We start from the raw sequence: 14,296 nt of genomic DNA on the forward strand, positions 1-14,296 counted from the left end.
ATAGCGACGGCCCGCCATCTTCAGAGACGATCGGCCCGGGTGCACCGCGAAGCCTCTCTCTGCCGCACTGGAGGTGCAGGGAGCACTCCCATGGTCTCCAGACGGTGCGCTACCGCCTTCATTCGAAGAGGCGAACGCAGTGCAAATATCACCCTCTGCCGGATGCGTTGCGGCGAGGCGAACAGGGACCTACCTCCCCACCACCATTCAAGGCCACCCGCGTGCAGCGTGCCCCGCTGCCTCAAGCTCTACATCGTTTGCGGCGTCTAGCTCGGCTTGCGTCGAGTTCGCCGGCACGCTCCTCAGCTTCCTAATCATCGGGATGGCACACGGGTGCCAGTGCTTCCGGTCGGGACCGAAATCCAGTATGTTCCGGCTATAACCCCTGGAGGCTCCTGTGGATAGCGCTTGGTGGCTCGCACTGTTGTTGGCAGTGCCAGTTGGCATTGCGACGAACCTACTCACACCGCAAATTGCGAAGGTCGCGGCCCGCTACAACTCTAAGCTGCGCAGGCGGCTCGATGAACGCACCGAGCGGCAATATCAGCGTGCGAAAGAGTTTGCTGAAGACTCGAGTTCATACGAGTCATATCTCATGCTGGCGATCCTTCGCACAACTCTTATATATGCGATCGGAGGAGTTATTTCGTCGCCATTCGCGCTCGCAGCATACTCTGTTCCCAATCAGAACTTAGGGGCATGGTTCTATCTTTGGGACGTACTCTTCGGGTTCAGTCAGTTAATAAACCTTGCTGCGACTGTCGCGGTTCTCAATATTGCACGTGAAGCGATGAGGACAGTGAATATCGTGAGAGGCATCCGCTCCGAGCGTCGGACAGCCCTAGCCGCCAGCACCAAGGCAGACCTGCGTGACACTAATAAGGCGCAGGTAGCGGCAGGTTGACGTCAGCTAGTGGCCACCCATCAGGTGGTGCGCTGCGGAGGGGCCATAGCCATCAACCTTCGGGTGGCCGCATGCCTAGCGGGCCCGACCATGCCCAGCGTGCCAACAGCCATCGCTCCTGGATGGGGCCATGTCACCCGGCATCCTGAATAATGCTCACCCTTGCCGAGCCCAAGCCCGCTTCGGCGTAAATGCCCGAGCCCTCACGGCGCCGCTACCTTGTTGTCAAATGGCGGCGCTGCATTCCACCCCGGAAGGTGCCGAAGATCGTGGTTTCCACATAGGCGTCGAGTTGGCAGGCTCAGCGGTGCTTCGGACACCTATTCAAGCCGCTAAGAGAACTCTGGGTATGCCCAGTCCAATATTCGGCGTGCCCCGTCCTGAACAACAACCAGTTGTGACTTTCCGTAGGCGGCGCCAAGAGCGGCTCGAATCGCTGCGTTCTGATCACTGGTGAGTCGCACGGCCCGTGTGCGCCCCTCCACCACTTCTGCCCAGGTTCCACTTCGCTGTTGGACGAAGCGGAAGGTGATGCGGCCCGGATGGAACCATTTCTCGTCGTTGTGAAATTGAGGATCGGCCTGGCGGATTTGATGAGCAGCAACAGACACGCTCATATCAGCTCCCAGTCCAAGGGTCAGGATCTGGTTCGGAATAGCCCGGATGAAGAGATTTGAGACCGAGTAAGACGATCGGTGGGCACAATTATTGCGCTCTCTTGATAAGGCGACCATAGTCGCTCGAGCATCCGGCATTGAGACGCCAATTCGGCCGGCCAAATGCTTTATCGTATCCCAAGGGTCCTTCACATGGAACAGGCGGAGAGTTTTGTGGTAGTCATCAGCAGACATGTTGCTCCCCGACCATTGCCACATCAGCGGCGAAAGTCGAAGGGCGCCTGAGCTGGCGGCGAGGCACTCGCCTAACTCCCTTGTGTAACTTACTAAGGAGGAGAGATCGTCGGTGGACCATTGAAGCTGGGCATTAGCAACTTTCAGCAGATCCTGCGTCGCCGCCTTCTTTAGTCTTTCGGGGAGATCAGAGAAGTGGCCGATACCGGCATTGACGTGGGTTGCCGTCTCCTCCAAGCGTTCGACCATGAACGCTTCCAAAAGGTTGTATGCAACAATTGTAAGGCCTCTTCGCAGGAATGATCCGACAGTGTCTCCGCCACTGACCAGGGGAGTGTCAATCGAAGTGCGAAGGGCTTCAATGCCCGTTAAAAACGACTCGCGGGCCTTACTGGTCACCACCAGCTCCAGTACTCGCTAGGAGCACCTCGAGAAGCATCTCAACGCGCTTCCTCAAGCGTGCTGGCGTGTTTGTTCCAATGCGAACGGCTTCATCGAACGCTTTGTCATCAAATAGCTTGGCGGTTCTCTTTCGTATATCGTCCCGGCGTCTAATGAGTTGGTTGTGCTTGCCGTGACCAATCTCATTAAGCGCGATCATCTGTGCGTCGTACATCCCAGCTAGCGCCTGGTCTCGTCCCGGTCGTTTGAATGCTTCATTACCCCAAATGGCCTCAGCTGCCGTCATGCTGGCGACGAAGGCGCTATGCAAGTTGTATAGTGCCCCTTGCTCTGCAAACCGGTGCTTGAGCATGTAGTAGTCTAACGCCCCTCTGAGGTCCCCCCGGAACGTCTTCCACTCGCTCGCTAAGGCCAGGAAGCGCAGTACATACTCGGCATCAAGCATCTGTCGGAAGTTCGGCGACAGTGGGGGAAGTACCTTTAGTTGCTTGCGTAGGAAGGGGTTCTCCGCAAGGGCATAGATGAGGTCGTTAAGTGGCCCGCGATAGGCAACGTTCCTTATCTCCTGGGGGTTAAGGATCTCCCCTCCAGTATTGAGGCGGAGAAACACCTCGTGTTTCAGATTCGGGTCGGACGCACGGAGTAGAGTAGTGGTACGAAGCGCTTTCATTCCTAGTGGATTGCGAATCTCTGGAGGAAGTTGGTCGTATCGCAGGCCGTTGATCAGCGGAAGTCGCTCGAGGCCCCGAAGAGTGAGCTGATTTTGGAAAAAGGCCGCTATTGATGTAAGGCGTTGCTTGCCGTCGATGACGGCGTAGCTTCCGAGGAGATCGCTATCTTCTGCCAAGTAGACCGGCGGGACTGGGATATTGGTAAGAAATGATTCAATGAGAAGGGATTGTTTCTCCGCGCCCCACCGATCCCGCCGTTGGAAGTTGGGGGATACGTCAATGGCGCCACCTGCGACCAGGCTTGCTAGAGTCAGGAGCCCTTGGTCGGCAACTTCAATCACAGCTCCTTCCTGGGCTTGTCGGAAGGAGTGGATGGCCTCAGCCCGAGCGCTGTCGTCGGAGAATCCGTGAGTCATTGTGTGATCAGCTATCCGTTCAACCTGTGAGAAGCATCGTTATTAGGAGGTGCCGTCGACCTGCCCCTACCAGCTTAAAAAGGTACCAAGACTCGGGATGCTTGAACTAGTGCCTCGTCTTTGAACGTTGATCGTGTAATCCGTTGGTTCTGAGGATGTGTCGGGCAGGCTGTCTCCCATCGTTTCTGGTCTGGGAGGTGGTGGCGTGGGTAGGCGCCCGGAGGTGTTCGTCCGGCAGGTGTCGATGGTCGAGGGTCAACGGTTGCAGCGGATCACTCGGACGGCGAAGGACCCGGTGAAGCTGCGGCGGGCGATCGTGGTGCTGATGTCCGCCCAGGGACAGCCGGCCCCGGACATCGCTCATCTGCTCAAGGCCAGCGAGGACTACGTCCGCGACGTGATCCACGCGTTCAACGATCGGGGGTTCGACGCCCTGGACCCAAAATGGAGCGGGGGCGCACCGAGACGGATCGATGAGCAGACCCGCGACTGGATCTGCGTCATCGCCCGGTGCGACCCCCGTTTCCTCGGCCGACCCTTCTCCTGCTGGTCCCTGACCAAGCTGCGCGACTACCTCATCGCCGCCGGCCACGTCACGACCATCAGCGTCGAGACCGTCCGCCGGATCCTGCACGAACGCGGCGTGACGTGGCAGGCCACCAAGACGTGGAAGGCCAGCACCGACCCCGACTTCACCACGAAGATGCGCCGGATCCTGGACCTCTACGACCACCCACCAGCAGATGGTCGGGTGTTGTCCGTCGACGAGTTCGGGCCGCTGAACCTGCAACCCCGACCCGGACGGGCCTGGCGGCCCGTCGCACACCCGGTGCGACTGCGGGCCACCTACACCCGCGACCAGGGCGTACGACACATGATCGCCGCCCTGGACCTGACCACCGGCAAGCTGCACTACCGCATCCGCGACCGGAAACGATGGCGGGAGTTCCTCAGCTTCCTCAAGACACTGCGCGCCCGGTGGCCCGATGACCGGCTCTACCTGATCCTGGACAACTTCTCCCCACACAAGCACCCCGAGGTCCGCGCCTGGTGCACCGCCAACCAGATCGACCTGGTGTTCCTACCGACCTACGCCTCCTGGCTGAACTGGATCGAGGCCGAATTCGCCGCCGTACGCTACTTCGCCCTCAACGGCACCGACCACCGCACCCACGCCGAGCAAGACACCGCCATCGGCGCCTACATCCGCTGGCGCAACCAACACGCCCAACCCAAAACCGGATACGCGATCAACTCCAAGATCCGCCATCCCGATTACCCGTTCAAGGCCGCATGACGAGGCACTAGCCCCTTGGCTGCGGGATCGGTACCCGCAACTCGCCTCTGTCTGCGAAGAGCAAATCTCTTTCATGAGATCAATTCGAGCGTCAGGCCCCCTTCGCCAGCAGTAGGAGGCGAGAGTACCTTGCGTGGATACCCAGAAGAAGATCGGCTACCTAGCGTTCACGTCGCCGCAGGGTCGGTAGGGACGTAAGAGAGTCCGACGTGCGCAGGTGGCCTGCGGAGGTGGTACCGCATCCGCAGGATTCGCAGACGTTTGCGTGGTGGTTGAACTGGGTGGACCTGGACAAGTCAGAGCACCGGACGGTGTCGTTGCCCTATGAGCTTCTGGCTGCTCTGCGGCTGAGCCATCTCGATCTGCCTGGCCCACGACGATCCCAGTATGGACGCAGCGGTACGCGATGCGTGGCAACGCTGCCGACGCGTCCGGGCACTCCACGTAGTCCAGCGGACGGTCTGCAGGTGTACCGTCCAAGCGTGCGGGGATAGGGGCCGGTGGGCGCTAACTCAGTCAACTACCTGGGAGTGGGCGACGGCATGGTGAAGAAGCCGGACACCATCGGGGCCAGGATCCGGTACTGGCGGATGCGCCGTGGCGGGATGACTCAGGCCGTCCTCGCCGGACTCGCTGGCGTCACCCAGTCCTACGTGTCACAGGTCGAGTCGGGCCGGAAGACGATCGACCGTCGCTCCACCCTGGTCGCACTCGCTGCCGCACTCCAGGTCACTGTGGCCGACCTGCTCGGCCAGGGTACCGAGCCCGGCGACCCGGCCCGCGAGAGCGCCGCCGAGTGCGTGCCAGCCATCTGGTCCGCCCTGATCGAGATCGAGGACGGCGAGCGCCGCCAGTCGACCTACGCAGCAGATCGGCTGACCGCCGAGATCGCCCGCGCCGAACAGCTCCGCACCTCCTGCAACTATCCGGCGATGGCTCGTTTACTTCCAAACCTCCTGCTCGAAGCCGCAGCCGTAGGCGGCACCGCGCTCGTCCAGGTGGCCTATCAAGCCTCTACCTGCCTGCGGAACCTCGGACACCGGCATCTGGCTCTCAATGCTGCCCGGCTCTCCGGGACGGTCGCCGAGGACGCTGAGGATCCAGCGTGGATCGCAGCATCTCGTTTCGCCTACGCGCAGAGCTTGCCGATCGAGTCCGCGCCCGTCGCGGCCCGTGCTGCGGACCGGTCCCTGGCCGAGCTTCAAGCCGACGCCGCAGACGAGCGAGTACGACAAATGCTCGGCCAGCTCCACCTCTCCGCTGCGCTGACCTCGGCGGTGAGCGGTCGTCTGGATGTCACCCGCGACCACCTCGCGGAGGCAGCTCGCGAGGCGGCGACCCTCGGGGATCCGGCCGACGGCGCTGGCTTCAACGGCTGTGGGTTCGGACCGACCAACGTCGGGCTGTGGGAGATGTCCATCGCGGCTGAGCAGGGCGAGTCCGGCCGGGTCATTGAGCTTTCTCGAACGGTGCGACCGCAGGTACTCATGGCATCGATCCGCCAACAGTCCTATTGGCTCGACCTCGGTCGCGCCCTAGCGGACGGCGGTCGCCGTGACGTTGGGGCACTAGCCGCATTCGTCCAGGCCGAGCAAGCCGCACCGATCCCGTTCGCCATCAACCCCCTCGCCCGCGATGCCGTGGTGACCCTGGCCCAGCGTGCCCAGCGCCGAGCCATCCCCGACGACTTGCGCCTGCTCGCCGGCCGCATCGGCATCAACCTGGCCGCATAACTGCCAGTAATCACCGCATTACCTGTTCGCCCTACTGTCCGGTCTGGGATGCGAGCGCGTCCCGTTGGCCCGGCGCGGCGGGATCGATAGCGAGCCGCCCGGCCTCGACCGGAGGAGGCGGGGATGAGCGGTCAGGACGACAACGCTCCGGAGAACGATGACGAGGCCGCCGAGCGGGAGGCCGCCAAACAGCGCCTCCTCGCTCAGGCCGAGGCGGAGCGCGTACCCGTGGAGGACACGACCCGCGCGGTCCCGGACCGGCGGTGGCGGCGTGACCAGCGATGACCTCCCCATCGGCCGGCGGGTGGCCCGCTGGCGGGTACGGCGACAGATGACGCAGCAGATGCTCGCCGACCGGCTGCGCAGGTCGAAGTCCTGGGTGGACAAGATCGAGCGGGGCGCTCGCGCCCTGGACCGGTACTCGGTGATCCAGGAGTTGGCCGACGTGCTGCGGGTCGATCCGGAGGTGCTGCTCGGCCAGCCGCAGGGCACCCCGGCGAGCACGCCGGACGGGGTGGACGACATCCGGGCCGCTCTCGCCCGCTACGACACCCCGCAGGCTCCACCACGGACAGACGAGTTGAGAAGGCAGGTCGGGCACGCGTGGTTGACCTATCAGCACGCGCACTACGGGCAGTTGCTGCGGGTGCTGCCGGGTCTGCTCGACGCCGCCCAGGGCGCGGGGCCGGCGGAGCTGCTGGTGCAGGCGTACCGGATCACCTCGTCGCTGCTGGTGAAGCTCGGCGAGGACGACCTCGCCTGGCTGGCCGCCGACCGCGCGATGTCCGCCGCCGGCGACGGCCCGCTGCTCGCGGCGACGGCGACCATCTCGGTGGGCCAGGCGCTCCGTGCGCAGGACCGCGACCGCCTGGCCCTGGCCGTGCTGCTTCCCGCCGCCAACCGCGTCCTCCCACAGTCGTCCCACTGTGGTGATCAAGAGAGTGGCGATCGCACTGCCCGCAAAATTCTTGATCACCAAGGTCAGGGCGAGCACAGGGGGAGGGCGGTGGTTGGGACGTTGCTGGTTCAGGCCGCCCTCGCCGCCGCCGGCTGCGGCGAGCACCGCCGCGCCGACGAGCTGACCGACCGGGCCGCGGGCGTCGCCGCAAACCTTCGGGGGTACGACGACACGCACCGCACCAGTTTCGGGCCGGTCGCCGTCGAGCTGGCTCGGGTGCTGGTGGTGGCCTCGCGGGGTGATGCCGTCGAGGCGGTGCGGCGGCACGCGATAGTGGTGCGGCGGGAGGGGTGGCGGCGGTTGCCGGCCGAGTATCGGGGTGCGTACCTGGTCGACGCCGCGCGGGCGTACCTCCAGGTGGGTGACGTGCGCGGGGCGGCGCGGGCGCTGGTGGACGCGGACAGTGTCGCGCCGGGTGAGGTTCGGTGCCGGCCGTTGGCGCGTACCGTGATCGCCGATGTTGCCCGCGCGCAGCCGGCGCCGGCCGGTGTGGCGCGACTGGCGACCTTGGTCGGTCTGACCCGCTGACCGCCGCTGCGACAGGGGCAGGGGTGCACGCTAGGGCCCGCACGGCGATGTCGGCCGAGGTGTGCAGGTCTTTGCGACGGGACCCGCCATTCACCTTCCCCGGTTCACGTGTCATGCGGTTGAGGAGGGTGCCTTCGCGGCGCCACGGGTAGGGCCGTGTTCGCGGAGCATGGTCAGCAGGCCGGGAAAGCGTTGGTCCACCTCGGCGTAGCGCAGCGTGACGAGTCGGCGTGTGCCGTTGACGCGCGTGCGGATCAGGCCGGCATCGCGCAGGACCTTGATGTGGTGCGACAGCGTTGACTTGCCGATGGTGACGCCAGTGTCCTTGAGGACGTCGCTGCCGCAGGTCCAGTCCCCAGCGGCGTCGAGGGCGCGCACGAGCGTAAGCCGCACCGGGTCGGCAAGCGCGCTGAGCACGACGTCGATCGTCACGGTCTCGATGGCGGGTTCGATCACCTCGGTCACGAGACGAAGCCTAGCCAGAAGTTGCGAAAAGTTCGACTCCCATCGTACTGTTCGACGCGCCTCGAACAGTTCGATGCAGATCGAACATTGGATGGATCATGAAGGCGATCATCTACCGCGACAACGGCGGTCCTGACGTTCTCCAACTCGTCGAGCGTGACGGGCCCACGCCCGCACCCGGCGAAGTCCGCGTCCGGGTTGCCGTGTCCGGGGTCAACCCGGCCGACTGGCAGGCCCGCTCCGGCGTCGCCCACCGCAAGATGTTCTCCGAGATCACCCCGCACCTCGACGGTGCCGGTGTGATCGACGCCGTCGGTGACGGCGTCGACCCGAGCCGGGTCGGTCAGCGGGTGTGGCTGTTCATGGCCGCCGCGGGGCGGCCCACCGGCACCGCCGCCGAGTTCACCGTCGTACCCGCCGATCAGGCCGTGCCGCTGCCAGACGAGGCCAGCTTCGACGTCGGCGCCTCGCTCGGCGTTCCCGCACTCACCGCACACCGCGCACTCACCGTCGCCGAGGACGGGCCACGCCGCCTTCACCCCGGCGTACTCGACGGCAAGGTGGTGCTCGCCGCCGGCGGGGCCGGCGCGGTCGGGCACGCAGTGATCCAGCTCGCCCGATGGGCCGGCGCCACCGTGATCGGCACGGTCAGCGGCCCGCAGAAGGCGAAGCTCGCCATCGCGGCTGGCGCCCACCACGTCATCAACTATCGCGAGGGCGACCCGGCCGCCGCCACCCGCGCGATCGCCCCGGACGGCGTCGACATCGTCGCCGAGGTGGCGCTGGGCGCGAACCTAGCACTGGATCTGGCCGTGCTGCGTACCCGCGGCACGATCGCGACGTACGCCAACCAGGGCGGACATGCGGTCGAACTGAACGTGGGGCAGAACATGGTGCTGAACACGCGCCTACAGTTCCTGGTGCTCTATACGGCTGGCCCGCAGGCGCGCGCCGCAGCCGTCGAGGACGTCGCCGCCGCCATCCGCGACGGCGCCCTGCCGGTCGGCGAAGAACACGGCCTGCCACTGCACCGCTTCCCGCTGCACCGCACCGCCGACGCTCACCGAGCGGTGGAGGCCGGCGCGGTCGGCAAGGTACTGGTAGACGTCACGCCCTGAAGTTCAACCATCTACCGCATCTCCGACTCGCATCGGCTGCCGGTCCGCTCATCGGCTCCGCGTGCCACAGGATGTCGGGAGGAACTACGGCACGTGATGGCACATCGCTTGACGGCCCGCACGATCGGCGGCATGTCCGGGCGCTGAGGGCGCCGCCTTGCCATGACCGAATAGCGAGCGGATCGCGGCAGAAGAGGATGTGTAGGATGACCCGCGTCAGCGATGAGGGGAGGTGAGCCCGGTGAACACCCAATGTCACGTCTGGGCGCTCCACCCGGCTATCTCTGTCCGCTGACCTCGCGTCGGGGAGCGCCCTCCTAGCCGGAGGAACAATGACCTTCTCCCCGTTCCGTATCGATGTATCCGACGAGGTACTCGACGACCTGCGGGCCCGACTGGCCCGTAGCCGCTTCACCGCCCGCAGCGGCGACCAGCCGTGGCAGGCCGGCACGGACCCCGACTACCTGCGGCACCTGCTGTCCTACTGGCTCGACGGGTTCGACTGGCGTGCCCGGGAAGTCGAACTCAACGCACTGCCGCATTACCAGGCCCAGATCGGCGGCCGGCGCATGCACTTCCTTCGCGTACCCGGGGTGCGTCCGGCAGGCGCGCCCGCGCCGCTGCCGCTGATCCTGAGCCACGGCTGGCCCAGCAGCTTCGTCGAGATGCTGCCGCTGGTCGATCGCCTGACCAACCCCGCTCGCCACGGGGGCGACCCCGCCGACGCGTTCGATGTGGTGGTTCCCTCGCTGCCAGGCTTTCTGTACTCGGAGCTGCCGAAGGGTCCGCTCACCCGCGCTGCGCTGGCGCAGACGCTGCACCTGTTGATGACCGACGTCCTTGGCTACCAGCGTTACGGCGCCTTCGGTGGCGATGTCGGCGGCGTGGTCACCGGTTGGCTGGGCGCTCTGTACCCCGAGCAGGTGGCCGGCATTCACATGATCCACCCACCGTTCCCGGCCAGCTTCGACTCCCACCCGCTGTCGCCCGCCGAGCAGGCGTATCTCGACGCCGAAGCGGCGTACGACCAAACCGATGGCGGCTACAGCGCCATCATGGGCACCCGGCCGGACACCATCGCCGCGGCGCTGGTCGACTCGCCGGCCGGACTGGCCGCCTGGCTCGTCGACAAGTACCGAGACTGGAGCGACAACCACGGGGACCTGGAAAGCCGGTTCGACCGGGATACCCTGCTCACGACCATCACTCTGTACTGGGCGAGCGGCGCGATCGGCTCCTCGTTCCGGCAGTACTTCGACTTCGACCACAACAGTCCACGACCTGACATCACCGTGCCGGCCGCGTTCACGGTGAGCACCGAACCGTCGCAGGCCAACTTCCCGCGCGAGATCGCCGAACGCGCCTGCACCGACATCCGGCACTGGAGCGAGCCAGGTAGGGGAGGACACTTCATGCCGCTGGAGGAACCGGACCTGCTCGCCGACGAACTGAGGCAGTTCTTCACGTCGCTCCGCCCGTACTGATCAGCAAGGGAGCCGGGTCACACCGGCCCGGCTCCCGCTGCCGGGTTCCGCATGCATCGATCGAGAAGCTACCCGTGAACGCCGTTCCGTTCAACGCACCTGTCAAACGCCCTCAACTCGGCATGTCCGGACACTCCGAGGGCTGCTGGGTGGTCGCGCTTCGCAGCGCGCGGATCGCGGCATGAGCGGATGCTGTGGTTCCTTCGACAGGGCCGCTGGCCTGGTGTCCGTGTTGAGGTCTTCGCTGTGTGGCTCGCTGCGGGGCCCGACAACCGAGGCCGGACAACAACAGGGTTCCGTGAGGCTGCAGGCGTTTAGCGGCTGGCGAGGAAGTCGAGCACCCTCTTGTTGAGCAGGGCCGTGGCTTGGGGGTCGTAGGACGGCAGGCTGGAATCGGCGAAGTAGTGCTGGTCTCCCGGGTACAGGAACAGTTCGGCCTGCGGGGCGGACGCGACGATTTCACGGGCGGCGTCCACGTCGCCCTCGTTCATGAAGATCGGGTCGGCGTCCATGCCGTGGATCTGCACTGGGACGTCGGCCGGCCATGACGAGCCGAACTCCGACACCGGCACGCAGGAGTAGAACAGCAACGCCCCCCGTGCTCCGGGCCGGGTCTGCGCCAGCTTCTGCGCCGGAAGCACGCCCAGAGAGAAGCCGGCGTAGGTCAGATCGCTGGGCAGCTCGTTGGCTATCCGCGTGCCGCGTTCGATGATGTTGCCGAAGCCGAGTTCCTCGGCGTAGGCGATGCCCTCGTTCAGGGTGTGGAACGTGCGGCCGTCGTACAGGTCCGGGGTGTGGATGGTGTGCCCGGCACGCCGCAGGTCGTCGGCGAACGCGAGGAATCCTGAAGTCTGGCCCAGCGCGTGGTGGAACAGCAACACCTCAGCCATGAAATCCCCCTGGTCTTGAGCTGCCGCCGTGTACGGGCACTCTACGACACGGCGGGCGGACCAGCCGTTTTCCGCCTCTGGCGGGACGAGGACTGAGCACATGACCGCTCCTCGGCATGTCCGGACACTCCGAGGGCTGCTGGGTGGTCACACTTCGCAGCGCGCGGATCGCGGCAGATGAGGCAGGTGCGCCTGCGGTGGCGATGTCTAGAGTCTGCGTCGTGACAGACACTGGAGCCGGCGTCGACAAGGGCGTTACCGAGGCGTGGAGGCGGATCGAGGCTGGCCTGAGTCGCGTCCTGCCGGCATCCCTACGGCAGCTCAAGGCCCCGGCCCCGGTACAGGCGATCGATGCGGTGGAGGCCGCGTTGGCCGTGCCACTGCCGCAGGATTTCCGCGCCAGCCTCCGCATCCACAACGGAACCAAGTGGAGGTACGACTCGGGTCAGCTCCAGCCCAGCCCGGTGCCGCTGGATTACCTCTACGACACCAACGAGATCATCGAGATGACCCGGATGTGGCGCGACAACTATCACCCGGAGCCGGAATGGGACGATCCTCAGGTCTGGGCATACCTGGTGGACCAAGGCGAACATCTCTGGCTGAACGGACCGGTGCGACCGATCATCGGTTCGCCGGGCGCAGTGGTCGTGGGCGACATGAATGGCGACGTGCGGTGGCTGCTCGACTTTGATCCGGCACCGGGGGGAACGCCCGGACAGGTGGTTCGGGTCGATGTCGAATGCGCCACGTGGGACGTGCTGGCTCCGTCCTGGACGCAGCTGCTCGTCCGCTACGCCGAGGATCTGGAACTGTTCGCGGCTGATCCTGACAAATCCCCTCTAGAGATCGATCGCCTTGCGGGACCAGAGTGCGAATGGGGCAGCACGCCGTCGGACTCTTGGGGGGTGCGTCCGGCATGGCTGCAGAACGTTCAAGCTCGCAGTCCATGCCCCTGATGACGGCCCGCTGTACGGCTGTCCTCACGGACGAGTGCGCCGCCGATGGCTCGGCTGGGCAGCGTTGGGTTCTGGGTCATCAGACGATCGGATGGCCGAAGGCGATGATCGGCTATTTCCATGTGCGACGGACACCCTGCGACGCTTAGGAAGGAGGCATGGCCAACGAGCGGACCGTTCCCCTGCTGCCGTGCGCATCCATTGACGACATCGAAACCTTCTATGGAGTTCTCGGCTTCCGCACCACGTACAAGCAACGCAAGCCCAACGCGTGTGTGGGGGTTCAGCGGGAAGACCTGCATCTGCAGTTCTTCGAGATCCCCGGGTTTGACCCGGAACAGTCCTATGGCTCCTGTCTCGTACTCACCGCGGACATCGAGGGACTACACCGGGCATTCGCAGCCGGCATGCGCGCCGCGTACGGCAAGGTACTGGTGTCCGGAACGCCGCGGATGACCCGGCCCAGGGCGCGGAAGAACGCCGACGGGTTGGGCGGGTTCAGCGTCATCGACCCGGGCGGCAACTGGATCCGCGTCTTTCGGGACGCCGCCACCGCGCCCATGCCGGTCGCCACGCCTGCCGGGCGGCTGGCCAAGGCCCTAGCGAATGCTGTCGTGCAGGCCGATTCCAGGGGAAGCGTCGGACAGGCCGTTCGGATCCTCGACAGCGCGTTGGCCCGCCCGCAAGCCGACGACGACCCGGCCGAGCAGGTAGAGGTCCTGGTCTACCGCGCCGAACTCGCGGTGGTGCTGCGCGATCCAAAGACTGCGGCCGAGATGCTGGCCCGCGCCCGGTCCGTCACGCTCACGGAAGACGAATCCGAAAGGGCGGCACCCGCGTTCGACAACGCCGCCGACCTCGCAGCAGCACTGTAGTGACTCACCATACGAACGCCTCCCTCATCTCGGCATATCCGGACACTCCGGGCTGCTGGGTGGTCGCGCTTCGCAGCGCGCGGATCGCGGCAGAAGCGGATATCTAGCCGCTCCGCCGTCGATCACTGCCGAATGCATGCCGGTCGCGGTCGCGCCCACCGGCCAAGGTCACCACGTGTCAATCCCCCTGGGCTGGCCTTGTGCAGGGTAGATGCTTCCTATTCGGGGCGGCCGTCGGCGAGCCACTGGGCGAGGCCGCGCAGCCCGACCGCCCACCGCCCGAGGTCGGTGACCTCCGCGTGCCCGGTGACGACGGTGAGCAACTCGGCCACCGCCTCGTCTGGCCGCTGGGCGTCGTTGAGGGTCAGGGCGCGGAAGACGCGCACGGAGTCGGAGTCGGGGAACTCCCTACGGGCGCGGTCGAGCACCGCCAGCGACTCGTCCAGCTCGCCCAGCCACTTCAGCGTGCTGGCGTACTGGCACAGACACCGGCGCAGGACGTCGCCGTCGAGGCCGAGAGCGAGCGCCCGCTCGTAGTAGCCGCGGGCGGTCTGCTCCTGGCCCGCGGTGTCGTAGGCGCCACCCACCTCGTATACGAGGACGGGGTGGTCAGGGTGTTCGGCGAGCAACGCCTGGAAGTAGGCGATCGTCGGCGCCATGTTCGCGCGGTCGCGCTGGTCGTAGCCGCGCTGGATCGCCTCGGTCAGTTCCGGCGTCACATCGGTCGTCACTCCGGTACCCCTCA

Annotated in this window: 14 protein-coding genes; 9 read left to right on the plus strand and 5 right to left on the minus strand. The window is 65.6% G+C overall.

From position 1 onward, the window contains the following. The first annotated feature begins 433 nt into the window (after positions 1-433). Positions 434-904 carry a hypothetical protein gene (locus F4558_RS08670; protein ID WP_167943754.1) on the plus strand — a complete coding sequence of 157 codons (471 nt, stop codon included), beginning with the start codon at positions 434-436 and terminating at the stop codon, positions 902-904. Between the two features lie 332 nt (positions 905-1,236). Here F4558_RS08670 and F4558_RS08675 read toward each other — a convergent pair whose 3' ends face one another. Both F4558_RS08675 and F4558_RS08680 read right to left on the minus strand, forming a co-directional pair. Continuing rightward, a complete protein-coding gene (locus F4558_RS08675) occupies positions 1,237-2,154 on the minus strand; it encodes a hypothetical protein (RefSeq protein ID WP_167943755.1) in 918 nt (305 codons plus the stop codon). Further along, a complete protein-coding gene (locus F4558_RS08680; RefSeq protein WP_167943756.1) occupies positions 2,144-3,244 on the minus strand; it encodes a DUF262 domain-containing protein in 1,101 nt (366 codons plus the stop codon). The genes F4558_RS08675 and F4558_RS08680 overlap by 11 nt, the downstream gene beginning before the upstream one ends. 205 nt (positions 3,245-3,449) lie before the next feature. On the opposite strand from F4558_RS08680, the gene F4558_RS08685 reads away from it, so the two are divergent. The 4 genes from F4558_RS08685 to F4558_RS08695 all read left to right on the plus strand — a co-directional run bounded on the left by F4558_RS08685 (position 3,450) and on the right by F4558_RS08695 (position 7,760). Continuing rightward, entirely contained in the window at positions 3,450-4,541 is a 1,092-nt protein-coding gene (locus tag F4558_RS08685) for an IS630 family transposase (protein ID WP_312877276.1), read from the plus strand. Between the two features lie 542 nt (positions 4,542-5,083). Then, the gene (locus F4558_RS08690) at positions 5,084-6,274 is read left to right on the plus strand and encodes a helix-turn-helix domain-containing protein (RefSeq protein ID WP_167947328.1); all 1,191 of its coding nucleotides are present in this window, start codon (positions 5,084-5,086) and stop codon (positions 6,272-6,274) included. A gap of 123 nt (positions 6,275-6,397) precedes the next feature. Then, on the plus strand, positions 6,398-6,559 hold the full coding sequence (locus F4558_RS31470; RefSeq protein WP_245241294.1) for a hypothetical protein: 162 nt from the start codon (positions 6,398-6,400) through the stop codon (positions 6,557-6,559). Next, positions 6,546-7,760, plus strand: a complete 1,215-nt coding sequence (locus F4558_RS08695) for a helix-turn-helix domain-containing protein (protein ID WP_312877294.1) — start codon at positions 6,546-6,548, stop codon at positions 7,758-7,760. The genes F4558_RS31470 and F4558_RS08695 overlap by 14 nt, the downstream gene beginning before the upstream one ends. Positions 7,761-7,871: 111 nt before the next feature. On the opposite strand, the gene F4558_RS08700 is transcribed toward F4558_RS08695, so the two are convergent. Then, complete coding sequence (locus tag F4558_RS08700; RefSeq protein WP_312877295.1) at positions 7,872-8,225, minus strand: ArsR/SmtB family transcription factor; 354 nt, start codon at positions 8,223-8,225, stop codon at positions 7,872-7,874. 98 nt (positions 8,226-8,323) lie between these two features. Here F4558_RS08700 and F4558_RS08705 point away from each other — a divergent pair, with 98 nt between their 5' ends. Together F4558_RS08705 and F4558_RS08710 are read left to right on the plus strand one after the other, a co-directional pair. Then, the gene (locus F4558_RS08705; RefSeq protein ID WP_167943758.1) at positions 8,324-9,343 is read left to right on the plus strand and encodes an NADPH:quinone reductase; all 1,020 of its coding nucleotides are present in this window, start codon (positions 8,324-8,326) and stop codon (positions 9,341-9,343) included. A gap of 332 nt (positions 9,344-9,675) precedes the next feature. After that, on the plus strand, positions 9,676-10,827 hold the full coding sequence (locus tag F4558_RS08710) for an epoxide hydrolase family protein (protein WP_167943759.1): 1,152 nt from the start codon (positions 9,676-9,678) through the stop codon (positions 10,825-10,827). Positions 10,828-11,141: 314 nt separating this feature from the next. On the opposite strand, the gene F4558_RS08715 is transcribed toward F4558_RS08710, so the two are convergent. Further along, positions 11,142-11,717: a dienelactone hydrolase family protein gene (locus F4558_RS08715; RefSeq protein WP_167943760.1), complete on the minus strand. Its 576-nt coding sequence runs from the start codon at positions 11,715-11,717 to the stop codon at positions 11,142-11,144. A 221-nt stretch (positions 11,718-11,938) separates the two neighbouring features. Here F4558_RS08715 and F4558_RS08720 point away from each other — a divergent pair, with 221 nt between their 5' ends. Next, positions 11,939-12,676, plus strand: coding sequence for an SMI1/KNR4 family protein (locus tag F4558_RS08720; RefSeq protein WP_167943761.1), 738 nt, complete (start codon positions 11,939-11,941; stop codon positions 12,674-12,676). Between the two features lie 158 nt (positions 12,677-12,834). Then, positions 12,835-13,551, plus strand: coding sequence for a DUF8817 family protein (locus F4558_RS08725; RefSeq protein WP_167943762.1), 717 nt, complete (start codon positions 12,835-12,837; stop codon positions 13,549-13,551). Between the two features lie 218 nt (positions 13,552-13,769). On the opposite strand, the gene F4558_RS08730 is transcribed toward F4558_RS08725, so the two are convergent. Further along, positions 13,770-14,282, minus strand: coding sequence for a tetratricopeptide repeat protein (locus F4558_RS08730; protein WP_209273232.1), 513 nt, complete (start codon positions 14,280-14,282; stop codon positions 13,770-13,772). Between the last annotated feature and the right edge of the window lie 14 nt (positions 14,283-14,296).

The sequence above is a fragment of the Micromonospora profundi genome, assembly GCF_011927785.1.
Lineage (GTDB): Bacteria > Actinomycetota > Actinomycetes > Mycobacteriales > Micromonosporaceae > Micromonospora > Micromonospora profundi.

What these genes read in the sequence shown, in the direction of transcription:
- F4558_RS08705 (WP_167943758.1), top strand. Translation starts at nt 8,324, where the DNA reads ATGAAGGCGATCATCTACCGCGACAACGGCGGTCCTGACGTTCTCCAA.
- F4558_RS08710 (WP_167943759.1), top strand. Translation starts at nt 9,676, where the DNA reads ATGACCTTCTCCCCGTTCCGTATCGATGTATCCGACGAGGTACTCGAC.
- F4558_RS31470 (WP_245241294.1), top strand. Translation starts at nt 6,398, where the DNA reads ATGAGCGGTCAGGACGACAACGCTCCGGAGAACGATGACGAGGCCGCC.
- F4558_RS08725 (WP_167943762.1), top strand. Translation starts at nt 12,835, where the DNA reads ATGGCCAACGAGCGGACCGTTCCCCTGCTGCCGTGCGCATCCATTGAC.
- F4558_RS08690 (WP_167947328.1), top strand. Translation starts at nt 5,084, where the DNA reads ATGGTGAAGAAGCCGGACACCATCGGGGCCAGGATCCGGTACTGGCGG.
- F4558_RS08715 (WP_167943760.1), bottom strand. Translation starts at nt 11,717, where the DNA reads ATGGCTGAGGTGTTGCTGTTCCACCACGCGCTGGGCCAGACTTCAGGA.
- F4558_RS08680 (WP_167943756.1), bottom strand. Translation starts at nt 3,244, where the DNA reads ATGACTCACGGATTCTCCGACGACAGCGCTCGGGCTGAGGCCATCCAC.